The sequence below is a fragment of the Frankia sp. AiPs1 genome, from assembly GCF_023716945.1.
Lineage (GTDB): Bacteria > Actinomycetota > Actinomycetes > Frankiales > Frankiaceae > Frankia.
In genome coordinates, this window is sequence record NZ_JAMQQF010000008.1 from 21719 (window position 1) to 44792 (window position 23074).

The following is a 23074-nucleotide window of genomic DNA, read 5'->3' on the forward strand; positions in this document are numbered from 1 at the left end:
CGGGTACATGACAGCGATCTTGCAGCGGTCCGGCGGTAATGCAACTGCGCAGGTCAGAGCCATGATCCAAAAAGGTCATCTTGAGTGCTCAGGATGGGCCAGCTTGCTCTGACGCGTGGCCCCCGGCGGGTGACGGGCATGTGCCCGGCGCCTGCTCGCCCATGACGACGAGGGCACGGTCCCATGGCGACGCATCACATCATCGCTTGCTGCGGCATTTCTGCGTCCGCCTGGGCGGCGCTCTGGGCGGCCTTCGCAACGGATATGGCCGTGCGGATGAAGGCGGCGACGGCCGGCGAGCGGGAGTCCTGTGGCCAGGCCAGGGACAGCGTGGACGGGGGGAGATCGCGGACGGTCCGGTAGGTGATGCCGAGCCGGCGATGGCGGGAGGCGACGGAGACGGGCAGGAACATGATGATGCTGCCCAGCTCGATCAGGTTGAAGATCTTCGATAGGTCGAGGGGAGTCGGTCGTTGGTCCCCGGTGACCCGCCTCCGGGGCATGGACGGTGGCTGCTCGCGGCCGTTCTGGGTGTGCGCGGTCGTGGGCGGACGGCCGTCATGGTCGGCGGGTGTGCCGTCGGGCAGCGATCGGCCGGTCAGGTCGGCCAGGCACAGGGTGGAGCGGGCGGCCAGCGGATCGTCGGCCGCCAGTGCGAGCAGGCGGGGCTCGGTCACCAGCGGCTCGACGTCCAGGTCGCGGTCGTCGAAGGGGGCGGGCAGCAGCGCGACATCCGCCCGGCCGTCGCGCAGGGCGGGCACCTGCTCGCCGCGGCCGCCGAGCAGCAGCTCCACCGGGAGGGCGGCGTCCTCGCCCTGGAAGGCGGCGAGGATCCGCGGGAGTAGCCCGGCGTCGAAGTCGGCCTTGAGGGCGACGCGCAGGCTCGGGGTCGGCTGCCCGGCGTGGCGGGCCCGCCGGCCGGCCGCGGTGACCGCGTCGAGTGCGGTCCGGGCGTCGTGCAGGAAGACCTCCCCCGCCGGGGTGAGCGCCACCTGACGCGTCGTGCGCTCCAGCAACTGCACGCCCAGGTGACGCTCCAGCTCGCGGATCGCCCGGGACAGCGGCGGCTGCGCCATGCCCAGCCGCTCGGCCGCCCGCCCGAAGTGCAGCTCCTCGGCGACGGCCACGAAGTACCGGAGTTGCCGAACCTCCAGCTCACTCATATCCGCACGGTATCAATGCGACGCCGATCGGTCCTTCAGCTCCGGCGCCGGGCCGGATTGACTGAGTGATGCCGACGCCGACCGACGAGCGGCCCCAGACAACCCGCTCACGGCGTCGCCAACTCGCTCACGGCGTCGTCGCGTGGGCCCTCAGTCTCACGGGCGCGACGGTGCCTCCCCCTGTGTCCGCCAGCAACCAGTGGAGTTTTCCTTGATCGTCGTCACTGCACCCACCGGCCAGATCGGTCGCCAGCTCCTCGACATCCTCCTGACCAGTGACCAGCCCATCCGCGTCGTCGCCCGCGATCCCTCCCGCCTGCCCGCGCACACCCGCGAGCGCGTCGAGGTCGCGGCGGGTTCGCACAGCGACGCCGACGTCGTCACCCAGGCGTTCGCCGGCGCCGACGCGGTGTTCTGGCTGGCTCCCCCGAACGAGCGGGCCGTGAGCGTCGACGCCGCCTACCTCGACTTCACCCGGCCGGCCTGCGACGCCATCGAAAAGCACGGGGTCAGCCGGGTGGTCGGCGTCTCGGCCCTCGGCCGGGGGACGGCCCTGGGCCGCAACGCCGGACTTGTGACGGCGGCCCTGGCGATGGACGACCTGATCGCGAGCACCGGCGTGCACTACCGGTCGCTGGCGATGCCCGGATTCATGGACAACATGCTCGGTCAGGTCGAGGCGATCAGGAACCAGGGAACGTTCTTCTCGATGCTGTCCGGCGACCGCAAGCACCCGACGTGTGCCACCCGCGACATCGCCGCCGTCGCCGCCCGCCTGTTGCTCGACGATTCCTGGACGGGGCACGACCACGTCCCGGTGCTCGGCCCCGAGGATCTGTCCCAGAACGACCTGGCGGACATCATGTCCGAGGTGCTCGAACGCCCGATCCGGCACCAGCAGATCCCCGGCGAGGCTTTCAGGGCAACGCTGGTCGAACATGGCATGTCCGACGCGATCGCGCAGGCCATGATCGACATGTGCACCGCCAAGGACAACGGCCTCGACAACGCCGAGCCCCGCACCCCCGAATTCACCACCCCCACCACCTTCCGCCAGTGGTGCAAGGAAGTCCTCAAGCCCGCCATCCTCGCCTGAGCCCCCGCCCGACCCGATCCGTTCAGTGATGATCAGCGGCCCGAACAGGTTGATCGTCGGCGAGGTACGGGGAGTGTTGCGATCCCTCCAGAGATGATCAGCGACGTCAGCGCGCCGTCGCGGAGATGCTCCGCCGAGTAGGTTGCGATCCCTCCAGGGATGATCAGCGACGGCGATCAGGGCCTGCCCGGGGTCGTCCCGGGTCGGGCGTTGCGATCCCTCCAGGGATGATCAGCGACCCCTGGAGGCCCTGTTCCAGGGGGGTCTGCTCGTGTTGCGATCCCTCCAGGGATGATCAGCGACAGGTGCCCGGCGCGTACCCGTGGCTGCTGCGGGTCAGGTTGCGATCCCTCCAGGGATGATCAGCGACTGGGTAGACCGTTGCAGGATCCGCCGCGGCTCCTGGTTGCGATCCCTCCAGGGATGATCAGCGACCCTGACCTGGAGCGCGCGTTGACGGGTCGGCGGATGTTGCGATCCCTCCAGGGATGATCAGCGACCCCATAGTAAAGGTGCAGATCAAGGGTGGTGCGCACCTGGCACAATTCGACGATCTTGCAGCGGATCGACGGTAGTGCAAGTGCGCAGGTCAAAGCCATGATTTGGAGGGGCGGCCGAGAGACGTTGCGATGGGTCGGGATCCCCGGCGCGTCAGCCTGGCGGGGTGATGGAACTCGGCCGGCGCCACCGGCAGCGGGAAGCGTGGCGGGACGGCCCATTCGTGCCCGGCTGGCTTGTCCTCGGTCACGGTCTGGCTGGCGTCGGGCTCTCGGACGATCGGGGCGATCGGGGCGATCGGCAACTTCGTGGTCCGCTCACCTGCTGTGAAGCTCCATCTCGGGGTTTCACCGTCCGAGAAAGGGGCGCTGCGCCACCTGTCTGGCCAGGCCGGGTGGCCTGTGCCACGACGCTGCACGGCATTTCAGCAAAGATGATGGGCGGATGGACCCAGACCCCCTGATGACCGTCCTCCAGGTGGCTGACCACCTCAGGATCACGCCGTCGTCCTGGCGGGCCAATGTGGCGAGCGGCGACGCCCCGGCCGCCGACGACCCCGACACCGATCAACCGGCGAATCGCCGCAGGCCGCGCTGGCGGCGCTCGACGATCGAGGAGTGGAACCGGACTCGACGTCGAGCGGGGCGCCCGCACCAGGACACCCCACCGGTCGATCCCGCCTGACGACCTCGCGGAACGCCGGTCCGGGCGCGGTACGACGCCGGAGCGACGCCGGCCCAAGGCAGGTTCGACGCGAGCCCGGGAAACTACGCTCGGGGTCGCCATAGCGTCAGTCCTCGTCCAGCCACGGGCGGAGCACCCGGCAGGACTGTGTGGTCGGCGGGGCCAGGTAGCCGGTGCTGACCAGGAAGTAGAGGTACTCGGGCGTGGTCAGCCCTACCTCCTGGTGCAGGCCAAGCTGCAGCGCACGACCATGGGCCCAACCCAGCCGGTCACATACGCCCTGCTCGCTGATGCCCAGGCGGGTGGCGGCCTGCTTGAGCTGCAGCGGGTTCGCCGGCAGGGACGGCGGCCAGAGCAGCAGGTCGGCGAAGACTAGCCGCACCGCCTGTTCCTGGGACGGCGTCATCGGCAGTGGCGGCGGCGGGGTGGCCGTCCTGCCGGTGGTGGTGTCCCGGGCCGGGCGCGGGCCTGCCGTGGGTAGCGGCAGCGTGTCGTCCTCAAGGAGCACCCAGTGGTGGGTCGCGGCCGGCAAGTCGCGGGTGTGGATCCGGACGGCGGCGCGCGGCCAGGTGACCCGCACCTGGCCGGCGATCGCCTGGGGAGGCTGACCCCACGCGTGCAGGGTCGCGCCGTTGCGGTTGTGGACGTCGAGGTCCCAGCCGAAATCGGTCGCGGTCACGACGAGTGCCTTACGGGAGACCCGCGTGTTCGGGATCTGGCCCCCGAGCGGCAGCCGCCCCTCCCGGCCGACGGTCAGTGTCTGCCCGACCCGCAGCCGCCCCCGACCGGCACCCGGCAGCGCCGCGGTCCGTACTCGTAAGCAAGGACCCGCCGCTCCGCGGAACCTGCGCGTCCATTTCCCACCTTTCACGGTGGATTTCCGGGCCGATAGGCGGGGCGGGTCGGCGAATTCCGGCCCGCCTCCTGGTGTACTTCTTCGGGGGCGCTGCGCCGGCGGTCGATGCCGGCGCCCCCGTCCACATCGGTCGTCGGGACATCTTCCTGCTGCCCGAGGCCGCGGTCCCAGGGCCGATGGTGACGTCCCCCAGAACGAGGTCCAGGGTGATGGGGCCGTTTCCCCGCGAGTTGGTAATAAGATCGATTTGAATTACTAGCTGCGAGGAACCCTGTAGGTCCACGTGAAACTGGTGCAGCTGTCCGATCGTGACGTTGATCGGCGAACCAATCTGGGTTGAGCTATCCTTGAGGAACGTGATCGGCGCGACGACACCCATGGCATTTGCGGGCGTCGTTGGGAACACCGATCCTGGCGTCCAGGAAAGCAGCTCCCGCAACGTTATAGGTGATCGAGCAAGGCCTACCGTATCGCTCGCAGGTAAAGCGGACACAGCTCGGGTAGCCGATGGTTCCGATCTGCTGCGGCCCAGTGCTCGGGGTCGAGATGGCGCCACGCCGCCCGAAGACGCCTCGCCGACCGGGGAGGTCACCGTCCCGCCTGGTGTCGTCCCAGCTCATTCGGCCGGGAGCCTCCACGCCGCCGATTACCCCTCACAGCCGATCCCGCGAGATCCGTCGGGGTGTTCCTCGATCATGCGCCGCGGCGTGGACCCCCGCCAGCCGGGCATGGTCGCCGCTGTGCAAGACTTTCTCGCCGTGCGGGGGGGCGGTTCAGTCGCCGCCATCGGACAGAGCGGTCCACGCATGGAACGGGAGAGGCATGAGATTTCGGGTCGATCTCGCGGCCGACCGGCCGTCGTTGCAATGGGATGACGTTTTCACGCCCGCTCGAGCCCTGGCCTACGATCTGATCCGTGGTCAGGATCCGGAACTGGCCGAGGAACTACACGAGCGTGGCTATGGGGGATCGTCGCTGCGTCCACTCGGTATCTCGGCACCTGAGTTCCGCGGCGCACACAAGAGCCGCGGCGTCTACGCCACATCAGCAGACGGCTCACTCTGGCTTGGTTCACCGGTGCCCCGTGTCGCCTCCGCGCTGCTGGCCGGCATAGCCGGCCGGCAGACGATCCGCTGGGCGTCGCTGCGGCTCACCCTCCGCGGAGTTCAGCTCGAGACGACTCCTGACCATCGGGCGGGCGAGGCAGTCTTCTCCACGCGGACGCCGATTCTCGTCAAGTGGGAGGACCGCTATATCCATCCGGATCACCCGCACTTCACCGAACGACTCAGCCACAATCTTCGTCACAAGGCCGACCTCCTCGGTCTACCCGCCGACAACGATGTCGAGGTGATTTCTTCCGGCCCGCCCCGCAGGTTCGTCGTGCAACGGGCGCCACGGCATGGCAGCACCGCCGAGGTGCGCATCCGGGCGGACTCATCCCTGCTCGACGCTGTCTACGACTGGGGCCTCGGTCTTGGTACCAACCAGGGCTTCGGATGGATTCGGTAACCGGGCTGCATCGCTGACCTGCACCTTTAGTACGAATTCGCTTATCATCCCTGGAGGGATTGTGAGATGGGCAAGTCAGACAAGGCCAAGGCCCATGGCTGGGACTTCTTCCTCTCCTATACCGGTGCAGACCGAAAATGGGCGGAATGGGTGGCCTGGCAGTTGGAGGATGCGGGCTACCGGGTGCTGATCCAAGCGTGGGACTCTGTGCCCGGGTCGAACTGGATGAACCGGATGCAGGAAGGAGCCGCGCACGCGGAACGGACCATCGCTCTGCTGTCCGTAGCATATCTACGGTCGGGGTACGGCCAGCAGGAGTGGCAGGCCGCGCAGGCAGCCGACCCGGCGGGGTTCGCACGCAAGCTGCTGCCGATGCGGATCGAGGACTGCCCACGCCCCGGCCTGCTGAGAACGGTCGTGTCCATCGACCTGTTCGGGCTGCCGCCCGACACCGCCCGCGAGCACCTGCTCGCCCAGGTCCGCGGCACGGTCAGCGGCCGGGCGAAACCTGCCGCTGCTCCGGCGTTCCCGGTCGCGGACTAACGCGCCCCGCCCGTACTCGAGCCGCGCTTCCCCGCCTCGGCGTGCCCGGCTCTACAACGATCAGCGGGTGCGGATCTGGGATGCCGTGCACGGCATCCGTGGGTGAACTGCTGCTCGACGGGTACGCCGGCACCGTCTGGCCGGTGACGTTCGCCGCCGACGGGACGTTGATTGCCGCCGACGAGAACGGCGACGATGTGCGGCTGCGGCCGACCCATTCCCCGAGCCCCCGAGCCCGGTGGGGCGCGGCGGGGCGCGGCGGGAGGCGACGGCTACGGCTTGCGGGCGATGCCGCCGTAGCCGCTGACCTGGGCGTCGGTGAGGTCGGGCGGGACGTCGGCGTCGGGACGCCAGCGGTGCAGGGGCTGGACGCCGGGCTCGACCGGGTCCAGGCCGACGAACAGGGACTGCACCTCGGCACGGCTGCGGGCCGCGGCGGGGATGCCGCGGTCCAGGTAGGTCTGAACCAGCCGCGCCACCCCCGGGTCGAAGTCGGCGGTCGAGTGGGTGATGACCACGTGGCTGCCGGACGGCAGGCCGTCGACGAGGCGGCGCACGATGCCGTGCGGGTCGTGGTCGTCGGGGAAGAAGTGGAAGATCGCGATAAGGGAGAGCGCGACCGGCCTGGTCAGGTCGAAGGTCGAGCGCAGCTCCGCGGAGTCGAGGATGCTCGCCGGGTCGTGCAGGTCGGCGTGGAGGTAGGCGGTTCGGCCCTGGGGCGTGCTGGTCAGCAGCGCGCGGGCGTGCGTGAGGACGATGGGGTCATTGTCGGCATAGACGATTCGGGCGTCGGGGGCGATGTCCTGCACGACCTCGTGCAGGTTCGGCGAGGTGGGGATGCCGGTGCCGACGTCGAGGAACTGGCGGATGCCCACCTCGGCAGCGAGGTAGCGGGCGGCCCTGACCAGGAAGGCGCGGTTCTGCCGGGCGGCGAGCGGCGCGTTCGGGAAGGCCGCGATGGCCTGCTCGGCGGCCTCACGGTCAGCCGGGAAGTTGTCCTTCCCGCCGAGGTAGTAGTCGTACATCCGGGCCACGTGAGGCTGGTCGACGCGTAGATCCACCGGGCCGGTACGGTGCCCGGAGCCGGCGGATGATCCCTCGGACCCCGCATCCCGCAGTCCAGTGTCACTCACCGCAGCCACCCCCACCGGCGCATCCGACTCGAAGGACCCAGCCCGAAAACCCTATCCCGCAATGGTTCCAGGGGTCGGAGAGGGCGCGGTACCCACGGGGTGGCGAGCTTAGAATTCACCCTGAGTGATTGATCTGCGGATGACGTCGCGGACCTGGGCGCGTAGCCAGCGGTGCGGGGCGTCGGCGTCGAAGCGGGGATGCCAGGCCAGGCACAGGGACAGGTTCGGCAGGTCTAGGCCGAGATCGAGGGGCACGAGGCCGAGCGCGGCGAGACTGTCGCGGCCAAGTCGCCGCGGCGCCACGCCGACGAGATCGCTCCGCGCGACGAGCGACAGTGCCACGGTGTGTGACGGGACGGAGGCGGCGACTGCGCGGCGCAGACCGAGGGCCGCCAGCGCGTCGTCGATCGGGCCGTGGAGCCGGCCGCGGCGGGAGGCGAGGACATGGCGGGCGGCCGCGAGGCGCTGCGGGGTCAGCGGACCTTCCGTGAGCGGGTGTCCGGCGCGGACCACGGCGATGGCGGAATCCTCGCCGAGGGTCTCGACGCGGATCTCCGGCGCGGTGGAGTCGATCTGGCCGATCTCCAGGTCGGCGGTGCCGTCGCGCAGCGGGTCGGCTGATGGCGTCGGTTCCGGCAGGAAGCGCAGGCGGACGCGGGGGGCCCGGCGGGGGAGCCGGTCGAGCAGGTCGACACCGATCGAGGCGACGAGCATGTCGCTGCCGAGGATGGTGAACGTCCGGTCCAGGGCGGCGAGGTCCGGCGCTCCCACCGGTGCGAACACGCCGTGGGCGCGCTGGACGAGATCATGCACTTCGGCGTGGATCTCCAGGGCACGCGGGGTCGGGACCATGGTGTTGCCGGCGCGCACGAGGATCGGGTCACCGATGGCCCTGCGGATGCGTCCCAACGCCCGGCTCACCGCCGGCTCGGTGAGGTGCAGTCGGCGCGCCGCGCCGCTGACGCTCCGCTCGGCCAACAGCGCGTCCAGGGTGACCAGCAGATTCAGGTCGACGCCGGCGAGGGCCCGTCCCTCGGAGGCTTCCCCGGACCCGCCGGCCGGGGCGGCAGCGGCGGCTGCGGCGGCGGCGGCGGCAGAACGAGCCCGGTCGCCGTCACTGACACTGACGTTGTCGTCGCCGAAGGTGGTCGACAGGCCAGCGGAATGCATGTCATGCATCTTCGCATTGCCGTAGTTGCATTTGAAGGCAGATCACAGGAGCCCTAGAGTCGTCTCAACGACCTATCGCGATGTTACGCAAACGTCGAGGAGCTTCCGTGACCGCCGACTCCCCCGCAGCCGTGCCGGCCCAGCCATCCGCGCCGACCCAGCCGCCCGTGTCGGTCGAACCCGCGGACCGGCCGAGGCCGGCGCGCAGGCGCCTGCTGGATCGGGTGCTGCTGCGGGTTCAAGTGGCCGCGGTCGAACCGCTGGCCCGGCGAACCCGTCGGATCGTCCTCGCGGGCGATCCGCTGGCCGGGCTCGACTGGGTGCCGGGGCAGAGCGTGACCGTCTTCCTCGCCGACCCGACCGCGCTTGCCTCGTGGCGCCGTGGGCCCCGCGACCTCAAACGCACCTACTCCGTCTGGGACTACGACCCGGCCGGGCGCCTGGAGCTCGCCGTCTACGACCACGGCGGCGAAGCTCCGGGGGCGAGCTGGTCGCGGACGGTCCAGCCCGGCGACGGCATCATCGTCACGAAGCCGGACGGGCACCTCGTCGCCCGCGCCGGCGCACCCCTGCACCTGTTCGCCGGGGACGACACGGCCGCGGTCCCGCTAGGCGCGATCCTGCGCAGCCTGCCCGACACGGCGCGGGCCTTCGCCGTCTTCGAATGCGACGAAGCGGACGACGAGCTCCCGCTGCCCGGGGCGGCGGCCCCGACCCTGACGTGGGTGCACCGCCACGGGGCACCGGCCGCGAGCTCGGCGCTGCTGCCGGCCGCCGTCGCCGGGCTCGACCTGCCCGCCGAACCGGGCGTCGCCTACGTCGCCGGTGAGGCCCGCACCGTCCAGGCCGTCCGCGACCACCTCGTCAACGACCGCGGCTGGCCCCGCCGGGACGTCCACACCCAGCCGTTCTGGACCCCGGGCAAGCGCGGCATGGACTAACACCGAGCACTGACACATCCACCCCCCGCAACCGGCCGCCCGATCGGGGGCGGGCCGTCATCCCGGCGCGCACCGGACCAGCACGCACCGGACCAGCACTCACCCGACCAGCACGCCCTCGTACCCGACGAGGGCTGCCGGGCCCAGACCATCGGCCTTTCGAGAGGGATTGATTCCGCATGCCCGCAGCTCTGCAGGACGCCGCCGTCAGCGCGGTCCTCGACCGCTCGTTCGCCGCCGCCGAGAAGGACGCCATCACCCTGGACACCTTCCGGTCGGCGGTGGGGCCCGACCGGACCGTCGGGGACTTCACTCCGGCGGAGCTGGCCGACCTCGCCGCCGACGTCTACATGCCGGTGTCGCGAGAGGTCGGCACGCTGCTCTACCTGCTCGCCCGCGCGAACCGGCCGGCGCTGACCGTCGAGTTCGGCACGTCCTACGGCATCTCGGCGATCCATCTCGCGGCGGCCGCGCGGGACAACGGCGCCGGCCGCATCATCACCACCGAGCTGTCGGCGGTCAAGGCGAAGGCCGCGGCCGGGAACCTCGCCGAGGCCGGCCTGGCCGCGCTCGTCGAGGTCCGGCCGGGGGACGCCTTCGAGACCCTGCGCGAGCTGCCCGGACCCATCGACCTACTGGTCCTCGACGGCTGGAACCAGCTCTACCTGCCGCTGCTGCGCATGCTCGAACCCCGGCTCGCCCCGGGCGCCCTCATCGTCGCCGACGACGTCACCCTGTTCCCCGACGAGACCCGTGACTACCTCGACTACGTCCGCACCCCGCGCAACGGCTACACCCCTGTCGAGATCCCCCTCGACGACGGCGTCGACCTCGCCCTGCGCCACTGACCCTGCCGCAGTCGAGGCGGGCTGCCGGGCCGTGCCGCGGGTCAGGAACGCGGCGCTGGCCGCGGCGAGCAGCGCGACGGCGGACAACGCCCAGCTGATGTCCTGCTCGGCGTGCCGGGTCGAGCCGCCGTCGTCGACGACGGTAAGGAACAGTGTGCCGATGGTGGCCAGGCCGATGACCTGGCCGAGCTGCATCAGCGTCAGCAGCAGGCCGCTGGCGTCGGAGGCGTCCTCGACGGGGACATGGGCCAGGGCTACCGAGATGGTGGTGGACAGGACGCCGAGGCCCAGCCCGATCAGCGCGGTGGCCACCTCGTAACCCGCGCCGCCGCCGGCCGTCGGGCCGAGGAGCAGGTAGGACGCGGCGGCGAAGGCGAACCCGATCGGGATCAGCGGCCGGTGCCAGGCCGCGGGCAGCCGCTGCCAGGAGGTGCTCGTCAGGCCGAAGGCGGCGACGCAGGGGATGAACGCGATCCCCGAGCGAAGCGGGCTCATCTCCAGCCCGCCCTGCAGGTGCAGCGTCGTGGTGAACAGGAAGGCCCCCCACGTCGACGGCGCCAGCACCAGCGTCCCGGCCGCCGCCGCCATGCCGGGGGCACGCAGGACGCGGCCCGAGATCAGCGGACGTCCACCGGCTGCGGACACGTGCCGCTCCACGGCCACGAACACGACGGCCAGCACGACGGAGGAGGCCAGCGCCACGAATGTCCACACCGGCCAGCCCAGGTCGTGGCCCAGCACCAGCGGCAGCACGAACAGCAGCACCGTCGCGGACAGGACGAGCAGGCCCGGCACGTCCAGCGACGACCCGTGCAGCTCCTCGTCCCGCGGCAGGACCCGCGGCGCGGTGACGAGCAGCAGCAGTCCGATCGGAACGTTGACGAGGAACACCGCCCGCCAGCCGGTGTCGAACAGGTCGGCGCTGACGAGCAGGCCGCCGGCAGCCTGGCCGACGACCACCCCGCCGGCGAGCACGGCCCCGTAGTACCCCAGCGCCCGGGCCCGCGCGGGCCCAGCGAAGTTGCGCTGAATCAGGCTCATCACCTGCGGAGTCATCAGCGCGGCGCTGGCGCCCTGCAGGAACCGGACGGCGATGAGCGTCCCCGCCTGCGGCGCCACCCCGCAGGCGGCGGAGGTGAGGGTGAATCCCGCGAGGCCGAGCAGGAATGCCCGCCGGTGGCCGATGAGCCCGCCCAGGCGAGCACCGGTGATCAGGAGTACGGCGAAGGTGAGGATGTAGCCGGCGGCGACCAGCTGCAGGCCGGCGTCGGAGACGTGCAGGTCGGCCCGCAGCGTGGGCAGGGCGACGTTCACGATGCTGACGTCGAGGTTCGCCATGAACTGCCCGGCCAGGATGACGGCGAGCAGCACCCCGCTGCCCCGGGCCGCCCCGGCGGCGGGCCGGGTGGCCTGGGGGCTGGAAGGTCCATGCCGGGTAAGCGGTTCACGACGTGATGACGGTGCAGGGGCAGCAGACGTGTTCCGTGACATGGGCACAGCGTGAGGCCGACCCGGTACTGGTAACGCGAGCCTGTTGATGCTGGTACTGACAGCACCTGGCGCATCCTCACGGCTCCGGCGAGGCTGTAGCCATGACGACGCCCGTGACAGTCCCGGCCGCGGTGCGGGACATCTCCGCCGCGTCGCAGACCGTGTCGGTTCGGGCCGTCGCCCGCTCCGGGCGACGGCGCGGCGAGCTGGCGTTGTTCCTGCGCAGCCGGCGCGAGCGCATCAGCCCGCAGGAGGTCGGCATGCCGCCCGGCCCCCGCCGGCGTACCCCCGGGCTGCGCCGCGAGGAGGTCGCGCAGCTCGCCGGGGTGGGCGTCACCTGGTACACCTGGCTGGAGCAGGGCCGTCCCATCAACGCCAGCGCCCAGGTTCTCGACGCGGTCGCCCGCACGCTGCGCCTCGACGACGCCGAGCGGCAGCATCTCTACCGGCTGGCCGACGTGCCCCAGGCGCAGCGCGGCGCGGACAGGGACGACGACGTCCCGCGGGACGTGCCCGCGATCCTCGACGCCCTCGATCCGCTGCCCGCGATGCTGCTCAACGCCCGCTCGGACGTGCTGAGCTGGAACGGTGCCTTCGCTGATCTCCTTCCGGCGCTGGCGGCGGCGCCACCCGAGCGGCGCAACACGGTGTGGTATGCATTCACCACACCGTCGTGCTGCAACCCGTTCCGTAATCTGCACGAACAGGCGTCCGAGCACGTCGCGATCTTCCGTTACCGCTACAGCCAGCACATGCGCGAACCGGAGTGGCTGGATTTCGTGCGGCGGATCTGCGCCGCCAGCCCACTGTTCGCCGAACTGTGGGCCACCCACGACGTGGCGCCGCCAGGCCAGTGCAACAAGGTGTACTGGTATCCGAAAATCGGCGCTATCGCGACGCGGTCGACCAGCCTCGACCTGACCGATCAGCCCGGCAACCGCCTGGTCGTCTACACCCCGGTCGACGACGACAGCCGTGACCGCCTCGCGCGGCTGCGGGCCCACCCGGAGTTCGCGATCGCCCCGCACCGGCACTGATCCGGCCTGCCCGCGGCGGAGCTGTCACCGTTTACCAGGCGGCCGGGCCGGTCCGGTCGAAGTAGCCGCCGGTCGGGCCGTCGGCGCCGATCGTCGCCAGGCGGACGATGACCTCCGCGCCCTCCTCGACGGTCTGGGTGCCCTGGTGGCCGTTGAGGTCGGTGGCGGTGTAGCCGGGGTCGACGGTGTTGAACCGGATGGCGGGGAACGCCTTGGCGTACTGCGCGGTGATCATGACCAGCGCGGTCTTGGAGGAGTGGTAGTCCAGGCCCGTCACCTGCGACTCGATCCGGCTGGGATCGTTGGTCGCCGCCAGCGAGCCGAGGCCGCTGCCGACGTTGACGACGACCGCGGCCTCGCTGTCCGCCAGCAGCGGCAGGAAGGCGCGCGTGACCCGTACGACGCCGAAGACGTTCGTGTCGTAGGTGGCCAGCATGTCGGCCGCGGTGACCTCGCCGAGCCGGCCGAGCTTGCCCGCGCCCACGATCCCGGCGTTGTTCACCAGGACGTCGAGGCCGCCGGCCTCCGCCTGGACGGTCTTGGCGGCGGCCTCGACGGAATCCTCGTCGGTGACGTCGAGCTGGACGAAGCGGGCGCCGAGCCGCTGCGCCGCCTCCCGGCCGCGGTCCGCGTCGCGCGCCCCGACGTAGACGGTGTGCCCGGCCTCGGTCAGGCGGCGGGCGGTCTCGAACCCGAGACCCTTGTTCGCTCCGGTGATCAGGGTGGTGGTCATGTCGTGGTCATCTCCGATGATCGCGGGCTGGTGTCCCCTCCACCGTCGCCGTACCCCGGATGGGCAGCCAGTGCCCGCCGTTGCCAGTGGACTGCCAGTACCAGGCTGTCCCGGTGCCGCCGCCGGATACTGGGGACTGTGAGCGGATCCAGGGAACTGGGCCAGGCACTGCGTGGCTGGCGCGACCGCACGGCCCCAGCCACGGTGGGGCTGCCCGTCGGCGGAGTACGTCGGGCTGCCGGGCTACGCCGCGAGGAAGTGGCACAGCTCGCCGGCATCTCGGTGGATTACCTCGTCCGGCTGGAGCAGGGCCGGGCGACCTCCCCGTCCGCACAGGTGCTGTCCGCGCTCGCCCGCGCGCTGCGCCTGTCCGCGGCGGAACGCGAGCATCTGTACCTGCTCGCGGGCCAGTGGGTGCCGGGTCCCGGGCAGGTGTCGGCGCACGTCCCGCCGGGGGTCCGGCGGCTGCTCGACCAGCTCGACGGCGCCCCGCTGAGCGTGTGGGACGCGGCCTGGAACCTGATCCTGTGGAACCCGTTGTGGGCCGCCCTGCTCGGGGACCCGTCCGCGCTGCGCGGACGGGAGCGCAACGTCGTCTGGCTACATTTCACCAGTCCGCCGAGCCGGGTCAGCCACACCCCCGAGCAGGAGGCCCGGTTCAAGGCGGCCATGGTCGGCGGTCTGCGGGCGGCGGCCGCCCGTTACCCCGCCGATGCCCGCCTACGGGATCTGATCAAGGGCCTACGGGACGTCAGCACCGACTTCGCGGACCTGTGGGACGCCGGAGTCGTGGGCGTCCACGAGGCGATCACCAAGACCGTCCACCACCCCACCGTCGGCGTGCTCACCCTCGACTGCGACGTGTTCACCCCTCCCGGCGGAGACCTGCGCATCGTCGCCTACACCGCCGCCCATGGCAGCGACGCCGCGGACCGGCTCAGGCTCCTCAACGTCATCGGCACCCAGGCCATGGCCGAAGACCGCACCCCGCACTGACACCCAGTGGGGCACTTCCACCAGCTCACACACAGTCACCAGGCCGAGGCGGGACACTCTGCGGGGCGCGCTCGGGGCGACCAGCATCGTTACCGGCGCCGTTAACCACACCCACAGCGCCCGCACCCACCCGCAGCATCCGAAGCAGCAGCCGGGCCCCGACGGAGATCGCGAAGCAGGCTCAGGCGTCCGGATTCACCAGTCGGTGTCCAGGTCGTGATCATAGAGGCGCCGAGCTTGCGGCGCAGCGCCGACACGTATACCTCGACGACGTTGGGATCCCCCATCGCGTCGAGTTCTCGACTTGGCGTGTAACAGCCAATTCTTGGCGACGGTCCGGTCGGCGGTGGCGCCGAGCGCCTGCTCCCGCAGTCAGGGCCTGCCGCAACCTGGCCTCGCCGTCGCGGGCCACATCGACCTCGAACCCCTCTCTGTCAGGCTTGAGTGAGACACCCTCCCGGGTGTGGGCTGGCTACGGAGGGCTTGATCGGAGATCCTGTTGTTCATGGAGTCTGAGTCGCAGGAGCGTCCGGACGGATCCCGACCGCCGTCGCGTGGTCCGGCGCCGCGTCCGTCGCGGCGGGTGTTCAGCACGGCGTACAAGCTGCGGATCGTCACCGAATATGAGAACGCCCCCGCATCCGGGCTCATGGGGCGCGGGCCTACTTCCTGGAAATGATCAACCCGGCGCCTATCGCACCGCTCTGGATCAAATTCCTACTGGCGCCGCTCGAAGTGCTCCACATGCTGGTCATCCGCCCGTTCACTCTCGCGGTGCGGTTGTTCGCCAACATGTTCGCCGGTCACATGCTGTTGTTGATCTTTTCACTCGGGGCCACTTATTTGCTCCCCAGGCCGCCCTACATCTTCGGCGTGACGTCGCTACTGTTGGCGATCATTCTCACCGGGTTCGAGGCGTTGATCGCTTTTCTCCAGGCGTACGTGATAACGGTCTTGACCGCCGCCTACATTGCCGGCGCGCAGGCGTCGGCGGAGTCCACCCACACGGTTGACACAGCAGAGAACGGCCCGGCTTGACCTGGCGCCACGGTGTGATCCTCATGTTGCCTCCTTTCCTCGGCCGGGCGGTACTCGGCGTGTCCGGCGGCCCGGAGCCGGGTCTATCGCGACGATTCGGACCATGCCGTCTGATCTTTCGGTTTCCGCCGCTGGCGATCGGACGTGGCCCAGCCCATCAGGAGCGCGGGTCGTCGGCGGATCACCGGAATCCTCGGTGCGTCGGCTCGCGGCCGTAGTCGTGCCAGCGGCGGGTGAGGCGTTCGGGTCGTGGGTGGACCGGGTCGCGGCCGACCTGGGCACGTCGACGGGGAACGCGGTCCGGTGGCTGGGGGTGGAGTGTCGGGTGGGGGCTGGAGGCAGCACCCTTCGGCCCCGGTTCTGCGGGGTGACGTTGACCGAGGCCACGGCAGCCGGGCTGACCGCCTCGACCGGGCTGCCCTGCGAGACGTTCGAGATGATGTGCCTGTCACGGTTCGCCGGCACGGTGTTGGACTTCACCGGACTGGACCTTGCGCATGACGCGTCGCTGACGGCGCTGGCGTTGCGGGAGTGGGCGCTGTTTATCGGTAGCCGCGCCTGCCCCCAGTGCCTGGCTGCCTCTGGCGGGGTGTGGCCGTTGTGGTGGCGGCTGGGTGTGGCCGTTGTGGTGGCGGCTGGGTGTGGCCGCGGCCTGCCCGCAGCACCGAGTGCTGCTGGCGGATTGCTGTCCTCGCTGCGGGCTGCGGCTACGTCGGGGGCATGCCCGCCGGGCAGGGGTGGCACGCCGAGGGGCGGTCGATGCGCTGCGCTGCGGCAATTCCGGCCCGCACGTCCCCGAGCGAGCCGGGTGCAGCCAGCGGCTGGACCAGATCGAGTCCCGCCCGGCCACTGTCGACCTGCTCGACCCGCAGCAGCGTGTGCTGGACGCGGCGTTCGGCGGGCCCGCAACGATCGCGGGCGTCCCTGTCGGGGCTGCGGATTGGTACGCGTGGGCTGATCGTCGCCATGGCGCGGTCGATGGCGGCGGCGAAGGAGCCCTTCGTGCCGGAGGCGAGCCAGGAGTGCTGCGCGGCTACCAGGCATCCGAATGCCGCCGCGGTCAGGGCACGCGGGGTCGGATCAGCGGCGCCATAGGGTGTGCCGACCGCTCCGGCGCGTTCGTGCAGTGTGGTGACCACGACGTCCTGCATGTGCTGCAGCCTCTGCAGGTAGCCGGCGAGCAGGGCGGGCGTATCGAAGACCATTCGGTGGATCGGCTCCACCAGCGCCTCGTATCCGGGTGCCTCGGCGAGAGACACCAGCACGTCGAACACGTGGTGGAGGGAGGTCCATACGTCCTCGTCGGCCGGGCGTGCGCGCAGGGTGGTGAGCATGTCGTCCACGACCAGGTCGAACTTGCCGAGGACGATTTCCTCCTTGGTCGCGAAGTAGCGGAAGACGCTGCGCTGGGACATTCCGACGGCTGCCGCGATGTCGTCGATGGTCGTCACGTCGAATCCACGCTCGACGAACAGCGCGTTGGCGGTTTCGGCGATCTCCCTCCGCACCGCCTGGCGGGTGCGCTCTCGGAGGCCGAGCTGTTTCTCGCTCATGATGCACCAAGCATAGCAGCGACAGTCATACATGGCAGTGACTGACAGCTCAGGCGTACACTGCCAGGTCGGACGTCGCGTCACCACCGGAGGCAGACCATGAGCCAGGGAAAGACCATCGTCGTGACCGGGGCCAGCGACGGCATCGGCGCCGCGGCGGCCCGGCGACTCCACCAGGACGGGCACCGCGTTGTCATCGTCGGCCGCTCCCCGCGCAAGACGGCGGCGGTTGCCGCGGAGATCGGCACGGACCACTACCTTGCCGACTTCACCCGCCTCGACGACGTCCGCGAGCTCGCCGCCGCTCTGGATGCCGCGTACCCACACATCGACGTCCTCGCCAACAACGCCGGCGGCGTCTTCGGTGACCGTTCCAAGACCGTCGACGGGTTCGAACGGACCTTCCAGATCAACCACCTGGCCCCGTTCCTGCTCACCCAGCTACTGATGGACACGCTCGTCGCCTCCCGGGCCGCGGTGATCCAGACATCGACCCTCAACGGAGGCCTGGTCCGCGAGCTCGACCTCGACGACCTCGATCACGAGCACGACTACGGCGCGATTCGCGCCTACAACGCCGCCAAGTTGGAGAACGTCCTGTTCGCCAAGGAACTGGATCGGCGCTACCACGGACAGGGGATCTCGGCAGCCGCCTTCCATCCGGGCAATGTCGCGACCAACTTCGGCTCCCAGAGCACCAGCCGGCTGATGAAGTTCCTCGCGACCAACCGCGTCGCCCGTTCCGTGCTCCTGACCACCCCGGAGAAGGGCGCCGACACGCTGACCTGGCTTGCTATGGGCCGTCCCGGCGTCGACTGGGAATCCGGCGGGTTCTACGAGAAGCGCAGGCCGGGAAAGCGTCTCAACCCCCTCGCCCTCGACAAGGACCTCGCCCGCCGGCTCTGGGACCGCTCCGAAGAACTGCTGGCGTGAGACCAGCAGCTTCAAGAACGGCCACATGGTGAACCTCAGATATAGCCTGTGGGGCTTGGCGGTCGGCATGACCAGCTCAAGCTCCTTGTCGGGCTGAACACATCACGTACCACCTCACCGGGGCGGTGCCGGCCAGCATGCTCCTGTACGACCCGGGGTCGGGTCGGACCCTGGTCCCTGGTGCCAGCCCGAACCGCCTACCTCGCCGTTGATCACCTGAACGGGGCGAGGTACTCCCCGTCCAGCCGCGCCAGGTAGGCGAGATCCATCGCCAGGTGACGACGCAGAATCCCCAGCAGCTCTGTGAGGGTCGCATCCGGTTCGATGGCACACGACCAGGTAGTGATCCTGTCCATCGCAACCGAGCCCGTCGCCCGCAGCCGGTGGTGCGCATGAAGGCGACGGTGGTCGTCGCTCGAGGAGCCCGTCCACATGGCAGCGGCGAAACGCGACGATCCCTTATCTCTTCACCCGTTTTCCAGTACCCCGATACCGCAGCCAAGCTTGCAACGTTGGCCGATTTTGCAATCGATCGTCTTCAGGAAGCACTTCTACATCATTCCTCCTCAACACCGAAGGGTTCGATCACGATTATGGGCGACAAGATCGAGCATTCAGAAATTTCAGCCGAGGATGGCGACAAGAATGATCCGATCCGCCGGATAACGGACGGGGAAATTGATTCCGATATATGGGTTCGGGCCCGCGAGCGGGGTCAACGTAAAGAACAAGAGGAGCGCCGGAAGATATTTGGCGATCGGGAAACGTTCCCAATCATCGATACATACGATGATTGAATCTCGCAACCGAACCAGCGAGAAGCAATATTTACGGATGCCTCGCCTCGAAATAGGATCGAGACTCCCGTGGTTCGTGCTGCGTGGATCCAGGAGTATTCGACCTGCTTCCAATGGGCCACAGGCTCGTGGTTCTGCTCCCGGGAACATTTCTGGGGCCGCTGCGGCGAAGTCCTTACCGACGCAGCGGTTTACCGACATATCGCAGGTGCACTCGGGCCGGATCAGCTCGTGCACTGTGTTCTGGTCCACGGAGTGAATCTGGACCGTAGCGGCCACGAATTGAGGCCGACGGCCGGCTTTTGCAGCCGTGTCGTCTGCTCACCCAATAGCCACGGTGTCCACCCCGGTACCGGCTTGATCTCCGGTGCCTCGGAGCCAATTCGCTCCGAGCCTCCAACCAGCCGTGCCCCGCGAGAACAGCCACCCCCAAATCCAGCGCTCGCCTTTCGGATGCCTACCCTGCAACATCATGACGTCGATAACGACGGGGTGCGCGCCCTCCCGGGTCTGCCACGGCCCATCCTCACCTTCGTCCGCGACGTCGACGTCAAATACCTCCGCGGTCGACCCGCGTGCAGTACCTCTGACAGCCGGGCGTGGTCCTCCACAACCAGCACCCGCATTCGGTCCCCCTCTCGCGGCCACATCCGGCGCCGGCCGCCGCTGACGATCCCGGCCGCTTCAGGCTCGCAGCTGGGGTTGAGAACGACCTGGACCACGACCGGAAGTCGGTCCCGGCGGGGTTGAGCCAGCGAGGCAGATCCCCCGGCGGTGACGATCGGGCCGTTGGGGCCGATCACGCGCGTCGTCGGAGCGATGAGCGGTCAGGGCAGGGTCAGGCGTGGGGGACGGTGCCGCAGGAGGCCAGGGTGGCGCCGCGGTAGCCGGTGAGGAAGGACTCCTTGCGCTGCTGGGCGGAGCCGTGGGTCCAGGTTTCCGGGTTCACCTGGCCGGCCTGGGCCTGGATGCGGTCGTCGCCGACGGCCTGGGCGGCGCCGAGGGCCTCGTCGAGGTCGGCCTCGCCGATGGTCACGTTGCCCGCGTTGTTCGCCAGCGTGCTCCACACCCCGGCGTAGCAGTCGGCCTGGAGTTCGAGCTGGACGCTGAGCGGGTTCTCCCGGGACGGGTCGGCCTGCTGGGCCTGGCGGACGCGGGCCTCGGTGCCGGTGAGCGTCTGAAGGTGGTGGCCGACCTCGTGCGCGACGATGTACGCCTGCGCGTAGCGGCCCTGGGCGCCGTAGTTGCGCTGGAGCTGGTCGAGGAAGCCCAGGTCGATGTACACCTTGCGGTCCGGCGGGCAGTAGAACGGCCCGACCTGCGACGACGCCGTGCCGCAGCCGGTGCGCACCGACTTGGAGAAGTAGACCAGCCGCGGCTTGGTGTAGGTCTGGCCGGCGCGGGCGAACTGGGCGCCCCACACCTCGTTGATCTCGTTGAACGCCTTGAGGACGAAGCAGTCGTCGTACTGGTCGATCGCCCCGGCGGTGTTGCACCGCCGGGCCACGTCACCGGACGTGCCGCCGCCGGACGTGCCGCTGCCGGGCTGCGACAGCGGCGACCCGGCCGAGTCCGACCCGCCGCCGCCGAGGACCGCGACGAGCAGGTAGATGACGACGCCGAGGATGCCGGCCCCGCCGCCGCCGACCGCGAGCCCCCGGCCGAGCCCCCCGCCTCCGCGCTGGTCCTCCAGCTCCGAGGCATCCACAGACTCGTCGTCGAACTGCATGTCCCGCCCTTCGCCTGTCCCGGTCTCGGACCTGTCCGGTTCGCCGGGTTCCGCAAGGCAGTATGTCCGCGCCGATCAGCCGTTGAACATCGACCCGCGGCCGCCACCGCCACGCACAGCCAAAACGGTGCGTTCTGCACGGTCAGCGCCGCCACGGTGGGCGCGCGGCGGCGGGCGGCGGCGGGCGGCGGGCGGCGGGTCTGGGCCGTCAGCGGGAGGGCTGATCGGGGGCGTCGAGCTGGTGGGCCAGCAGGGTCTGGTCGAAGTAGAGGCGGTTCTCGGTGATCAGGCCGTGCTGGACTCGGTAGACCTCGACGACCCGCAGTGTGACGCGCCGCCCGGTCGGGGGGTGCTCGGTGCCGTCGGCGTCGCGCAGGACCCCGGTGTGCGTGGCGGTGAGGGTGTACTCCTCGACGACGAGCTCGCCCTGTTCGGCGAGGATGTGCGTGTCGACGTCCGCGTCGCCGAACGCGGCGAGGAACGCGGCGCTGTACCCGGCGGCGGCGTCGCGCCCGCAGATGCGCACCCCGCCGGGGGCCTCGACCACGAGGTCGTCGTCGAGCAGCGCGTGAACCGCGGCCTCGTCACCGGCGTCGAAGGCGTCCAGCGCCCGCTTGACCGTGTCCAGTGCCTCCCCCATCGGGGCCCTCCCGCTGCGTCGCCGCGACCTCACCGAGAGAAAATCATCCCATCGGACGTGACCAGGCGACGACGGATTCACCCGATCCCACGGCCGACGGGCGGCACCGCCTGGCACCAGCCGGGCGGGCGGCGGGCCGGCGGCGGTCAGACGCCGGTGGTCGAGCCGGGACGAATGATCATCAGCACGGTGACGGTGGCCCAGAGCAGGTTGAAGATGCCGGCGGTCATCGCGAGGCGCTTGGTGCGGGCGAGCGCGAAGCCGTTGCCGGTCGCCGCGCCGCTGTCCAGGGCCGCCGCCACGCGGGAGGCCGGCAGGCTGGTGGTCGGCTGGTCGGCGGTCGGCAGGTCCATCGCCGAGACGGCCCCGGCGGGCGCGCCCCCGGGCGAGGCCTCGGCCTTACCGGCCCCTGTCCCGGCACCGGCACCGGCGACGCGGGCGGCCGCGGCGGCGGTGATCTCGTCGATGAGGTTGCGCTGCGCGGGCAGGATCGCGAACGCGAGCACGAGTGCGGCGAGGCCGGTCAGCGCGATCGCGACCATGAGCCAGGTCTGGCCGAGCACGTCGAGGCTCTGCGCGGTGAAGAACCCGAACACGACCACGAGCAGGCCGAGCGCCGAGTAGATCCCGCAGATCCGGTACAGCACCCGCGCGATCCCGGCGGAGTGCTCGTCGCCCGGGCGGGCCAGTGCCGCGCGGGCGGCCGACGGGAACATGCTCGCCGCCACCGTGACCGGTCCGATCGCGACGATCGCGGCAAGAACGTGCACGCTGAGCAGGAACTTGGTCACGGTTTTGCCCCGCGGGGCGCCTCGGGCGCCGGCCGCGGCGGCCAGAAGCACAGCAAGCAGTTCACGCAACACACCTCGCCGGAACGGGCACCGCCCGGCCGCGAAGCCCCGGAGATCACCAAGCCGCGGTGATCGCCGAGCCGCGGACATCACGGAGCCGGGAGAAGGGTCTGACGGTTCGACGTCGACGCTACGACCGCCGGGACGCCGGCACGCTGACAGGATTGCCAGGTATCGCCGTCTTCTCGCCAACCCCCGCCAGCGCCGCGGGCCCCGGGCTCCGCCCATCCGTGCCCGCCAGGCCTTGGACCAGCGAAAACAGTTCAAATACCGCTAAAACGCCCGGACGGCGACGGAAATGAACCGCGCGCCACCATCGGGCTCGCCTGGACCCCCGACCTCGCGCGCTTCTCTATTTCCGATCAAGGGGGGTGGCGCGGGAGGCACCGGGTTCGCTGGTCGGCTGGTCGGCTCGTCGGCTGGCGCCTGACGACCAGACCGGGAGGTGGCACCGGGACGGCCGGACGGGGGACGGCCCGTCGAGTCGCCGCGGGCTCCGTCGGGGGGCCGGAAGCGGGCGAACGGGTGCCACGGGCCGGGTTAGGTTGGCCGGTATGCACGTGGTGGCCGTCCTCGCGATGGACGACGTCGTCCCGTCCGACCTCGCGACACCGCTGGACATCTTCGGTCGCACCCGCCTGACGGACGGCCGCCCGGCCTACGAGGTGCGGCTCTGCGCCGCCGGCCCGGAGGTGACGGCGGGCGCCTTCGCCCTGCGTGCTCCCTGGCGGCTCGACGCGCTGACCGCGGCGGACACCGTCATCGTGCCGGGGTGCGACAACCCCGCTACGGAGCCGGACGCCGCGGTGCTCGACGCGCTGCGGGCCGCCGC

General features: G+C 70.4%; 20 protein-coding genes, 5 pseudogenes and 1 CRISPR repeat array. Of the genes and pseudogenes, 13 read left to right on the top strand and 12 right to left on the bottom strand.

Features of this window, described 5'->3' with window-relative positions; translation table 11 throughout:
- Window positions 1-194 precede the first annotated feature (194 nt).
- On the bottom strand, window positions 195-1163 hold the full coding sequence (locus ND748_RS02425; protein WP_251743757.1) for a LysR family transcriptional regulator: 969 nt from the start codon (window positions 1161-1163) through the stop codon (window positions 195-197).
- A 211-nt stretch (window positions 1164-1374) separates the two neighbouring features.
- Between ND748_RS02425 and ND748_RS02430 the strand changes: the two genes are divergently transcribed.
- Both ND748_RS02430 and ND748_RS02435 read left to right on the top strand, forming a co-directional pair.
- Window positions 1375-2259, top strand: coding sequence for an NAD(P)H-binding protein (locus ND748_RS02430; RefSeq protein WP_251743758.1), 885 nt, complete (start codon window positions 1375-1377; stop codon window positions 2257-2259).
- A gap of 10 nt (window positions 2260-2269) precedes the next feature.
- Window positions 2270-2759: direct repeats of the CRISPR family, unit length 30 nt; unit sequence GTTGCGATCCCTCCAGGGATGATCAGCGAC.
- A gap of 442 nt (window positions 2760-3201) precedes the next feature.
- On the top strand, window positions 3202-3441 hold the full coding sequence (locus ND748_RS02435) for a hypothetical protein (RefSeq protein WP_251743759.1): 240 nt from the start codon (window positions 3202-3204) through the stop codon (window positions 3439-3441).
- Between the two features lie 106 nt (window positions 3442-3547).
- Here the strand turns inward: ND748_RS02435 and ND748_RS02440 are convergent, their stop codons facing one another.
- Entirely contained in the window at window positions 3548-4120 is a 573-nt protein-coding gene (locus ND748_RS02440; RefSeq protein WP_251743760.1) for a hypothetical protein, read from the bottom strand.
- A 999-nt stretch (window positions 4121-5119) separates the two neighbouring features.
- Between ND748_RS02440 and cas6 the strand changes: the two genes are divergently transcribed.
- Together cas6 and ND748_RS02450 are read left to right on the top strand one after the other, a co-directional pair.
- Complete coding sequence (cas6, locus tag ND748_RS02445; RefSeq protein ID WP_251743761.1) at window positions 5120-5809, top strand: CRISPR-associated endoribonuclease Cas6; 690 nt, start codon at window positions 5120-5122, stop codon at window positions 5807-5809.
- A gap of 66 nt (window positions 5810-5875) precedes the next feature.
- Complete coding sequence (locus ND748_RS02450) at window positions 5876-6352, top strand: toll/interleukin-1 receptor domain-containing protein (protein ID WP_308205574.1); 477 nt, start codon at window positions 5876-5878, stop codon at window positions 6350-6352.
- Window positions 6353-6624: 272 nt separating this feature from the next.
- Here ND748_RS02450 and ND748_RS02455 read toward each other — a convergent pair whose 3' ends face one another.
- Both ND748_RS02455 and ND748_RS02460 read right to left on the bottom strand, forming a co-directional pair.
- Window positions 6625-7470 carry an SAM-dependent methyltransferase gene (locus tag ND748_RS02455; RefSeq protein WP_251743774.1) on the bottom strand — a complete coding sequence of 282 codons (846 nt, stop codon included), beginning with the start codon at window positions 7468-7470 and terminating at the stop codon, window positions 6625-6627.
- A gap of 123 nt (window positions 7471-7593) precedes the next feature.
- Window positions 7594-8655 (bottom strand): LysR family transcriptional regulator, encoded by a 1062-nt coding sequence (locus ND748_RS02460; protein ID WP_251743762.1) that lies wholly within the window; start codon window positions 8653-8655, stop codon window positions 7594-7596.
- 107 nt (window positions 8656-8762) lie between these two features.
- Here ND748_RS02460 and ND748_RS02465 point away from each other — a divergent pair, with 107 nt between their 5' ends.
- Both ND748_RS02465 and ND748_RS34885 read left to right on the top strand, forming a co-directional pair.
- Window positions 8763-9596, top strand: coding sequence for a siderophore-interacting protein (locus ND748_RS02465; protein WP_251743763.1), 834 nt, complete (start codon window positions 8763-8765; stop codon window positions 9594-9596).
- Window positions 9597-9775: 179 nt separating this feature from the next.
- Window positions 9776-10444: an O-methyltransferase gene (locus ND748_RS34885; RefSeq protein ID WP_374215825.1), complete on the top strand. Its 669-nt coding sequence runs from the start codon at window positions 9776-9778 to the stop codon at window positions 10442-10444.
- A 231-nt stretch (window positions 10445-10675) separates the two neighbouring features.
- On the opposite strand, the pseudogene ND748_RS02475 reads toward ND748_RS34885, so the two are convergent.
- A pseudogene (locus tag ND748_RS02475) lies at window positions 10676-11935 on the bottom strand (MFS transporter); the annotation flags it as partial.
- A 101-nt stretch (window positions 11936-12036) separates the two neighbouring features.
- Here ND748_RS02475 and ND748_RS02480 point away from each other — a divergent pair.
- Entirely contained in the window at window positions 12037-12972 is a 936-nt protein-coding gene (locus ND748_RS02480) for a helix-turn-helix transcriptional regulator (RefSeq protein WP_251743764.1), read from the top strand.
- Window positions 12973-13003: 31 nt separating this feature from the next.
- Here the strand turns inward: ND748_RS02480 and ND748_RS02485 are convergent, their stop codons facing one another.
- Window positions 13004-13705 carry an SDR family oxidoreductase gene (locus tag ND748_RS02485; RefSeq protein ID WP_251743765.1) on the bottom strand — a complete coding sequence of 234 codons (702 nt, stop codon included), beginning with the start codon at window positions 13703-13705 and terminating at the stop codon, window positions 13004-13006.
- Between the two features lie 138 nt (window positions 13706-13843).
- Here ND748_RS02485 and ND748_RS02490 point away from each other — a divergent pair, with 138 nt between their 5' ends.
- Window positions 13844-14701, top strand: a complete 858-nt coding sequence (locus tag ND748_RS02490; RefSeq protein ID WP_251743766.1) for a helix-turn-helix transcriptional regulator — start codon at window positions 13844-13846, stop codon at window positions 14699-14701.
- A 101-nt stretch (window positions 14702-14802) separates the two neighbouring features.
- Here ND748_RS02490 and ND748_RS34890 read toward each other — a convergent pair.
- A pseudogene (locus ND748_RS34890) lies at window positions 14803-14985 on the bottom strand (hypothetical protein); the annotation flags it as partial.
- A gap of 355 nt (window positions 14986-15340) precedes the next feature.
- Between ND748_RS34890 and ND748_RS02495 the strand changes: the two are divergent.
- Window positions 15341-15739, top strand: a pseudogene (locus tag ND748_RS02495) (F0F1 ATP synthase subunit A); the annotation flags it as partial.
- 103 nt (window positions 15740-15842) lie between these two features.
- Window positions 15843-16349: pseudogene (locus tag ND748_RS34895) on the top strand (TniQ family protein); the annotation flags it as partial.
- Window positions 16350-16446: 97 nt separating this feature from the next.
- Here ND748_RS34895 and ND748_RS02500 read toward each other — a convergent pair.
- Window positions 16447-17292, bottom strand: coding sequence for a TetR family transcriptional regulator (locus ND748_RS02500; protein ID WP_251743767.1), 846 nt, complete (start codon window positions 17290-17292; stop codon window positions 16447-16449).
- A 99-nt stretch (window positions 17293-17391) separates the two neighbouring features.
- Here ND748_RS02500 and ND748_RS02505 point away from each other — a divergent pair, with 99 nt between their 5' ends.
- Window positions 17392-18225 carry an SDR family NAD(P)-dependent oxidoreductase gene (locus tag ND748_RS02505; RefSeq protein WP_251743768.1) on the top strand — a complete coding sequence of 278 codons (834 nt, stop codon included), beginning with the start codon at window positions 17392-17394 and terminating at the stop codon, window positions 18223-18225.
- Window positions 18226-18437: 212 nt separating this feature from the next.
- On the opposite strand, the gene ND748_RS02510 is transcribed toward ND748_RS02505, so the two are convergent.
- Window positions 18438-18581, bottom strand: a complete 144-nt coding sequence (locus ND748_RS02510; RefSeq protein ID WP_251743769.1) for a hypothetical protein — start codon at window positions 18579-18581, stop codon at window positions 18438-18440.
- A 36-nt stretch (window positions 18582-18617) separates the two neighbouring features.
- Between ND748_RS02510 and ND748_RS02515 the strand changes: the two genes are divergently transcribed.
- Entirely contained in the window at window positions 18618-19022 is a 405-nt protein-coding gene (locus ND748_RS02515; RefSeq protein WP_251743770.1) for a hypothetical protein, read from the top strand.
- Between the two features lie 838 nt (window positions 19023-19860).
- Here ND748_RS02515 and ND748_RS02520 read toward each other — a convergent pair.
- From ND748_RS02520 to ND748_RS02530, 3 genes are all read right to left on the bottom strand, one after another.
- On the bottom strand, window positions 19861-20751 hold the full coding sequence (locus ND748_RS02520; protein WP_251743771.1) for a neutral zinc metallopeptidase: 891 nt from the start codon (window positions 20749-20751) through the stop codon (window positions 19861-19863).
- Between the two features lie 208 nt (window positions 20752-20959).
- Window positions 20960-21391, bottom strand: coding sequence for an ester cyclase (locus ND748_RS02525; RefSeq protein ID WP_251743772.1), 432 nt, complete (start codon window positions 21389-21391; stop codon window positions 20960-20962).
- Between the two features lie 146 nt (window positions 21392-21537).
- Window positions 21538-22182: a protease gene (locus tag ND748_RS02530; RefSeq protein WP_251743773.1), complete on the bottom strand. Its 645-nt coding sequence runs from the start codon at window positions 22180-22182 to the stop codon at window positions 21538-21540.
- Window positions 22183-22796: 614 nt separating this feature from the next.
- Here ND748_RS02530 and ND748_RS02535 point away from each other — a divergent pair.
- Window positions 22797-23074, top strand: a pseudogene (locus ND748_RS02535) (AraC family transcriptional regulator); the annotation flags it as partial.

Bases quoted from the DNA above. Each gene is read 5' to 3' on its own strand.
- ND748_RS02505 (WP_251743768.1), top strand. From the start codon at position 17,392: ATGAGCCAGGGAAAGACCATCGTCGTGACCGGGGCCAGCGACGGCATC.
- ND748_RS02480 (WP_251743764.1), top strand. From the start codon at position 12,037: ATGACGACGCCCGTGACAGTCCCGGCCGCGGTGCGGGACATCTCCGCC.
- ND748_RS34885 (WP_374215825.1), top strand. From the start codon at position 9,776: ATGCCCGCAGCTCTGCAGGACGCCGCCGTCAGCGCGGTCCTCGACCGC.
- ND748_RS02450 (WP_308205574.1), top strand. From the start codon at position 5,876: ATGGGCAAGTCAGACAAGGCCAAGGCCCATGGCTGGGACTTCTTCCTC.
- ND748_RS02500 (WP_251743767.1), bottom strand. From the start codon at position 17,292: ATGAGCGAGAAACAGCTCGGCCTCCGAGAGCGCACCCGCCAGGCGGTG.
- ND748_RS02510 (WP_251743769.1), bottom strand. From the start codon at position 18,581: ATGGACAGGATCACTACCTGGTCGTGTGCCATCGAACCGGATGCGACC.
- ND748_RS02485 (WP_251743765.1), bottom strand. From the start codon at position 13,705: ATGACCACCACCCTGATCACCGGAGCGAACAAGGGTCTCGGGTTCGAG.
- ND748_RS02525 (WP_251743772.1), bottom strand. From the start codon at position 21,391: ATGGGGGAGGCACTGGACACGGTCAAGCGGGCGCTGGACGCCTTCGAC.
- ND748_RS02425 (WP_251743757.1), bottom strand. From the start codon at position 1,163: ATGAGTGAGCTGGAGGTTCGGCAACTCCGGTACTTCGTGGCCGTCGCC.
- ND748_RS02435 (WP_251743759.1), top strand. From the start codon at position 3,202: ATGGACCCAGACCCCCTGATGACCGTCCTCCAGGTGGCTGACCACCTC.
- ND748_RS02515 (WP_251743770.1), top strand. From the start codon at position 18,618: ATGAAGGCGACGGTGGTCGTCGCTCGAGGAGCCCGTCCACATGGCAGC.
- ND748_RS02520 (WP_251743771.1), bottom strand. From the start codon at position 20,751: ATGCAGTTCGACGACGAGTCTGTGGATGCCTCGGAGCTGGAGGACCAG.
- ND748_RS02460 (WP_251743762.1), bottom strand. From the start codon at position 8,655: ATGCATTCCGCTGGCCTGTCGACCACCTTCGGCGACGACAACGTCAGT.
- cas6 (WP_251743761.1), top strand. From the start codon at position 5,120: ATGAGATTTCGGGTCGATCTCGCGGCCGACCGGCCGTCGTTGCAATGG.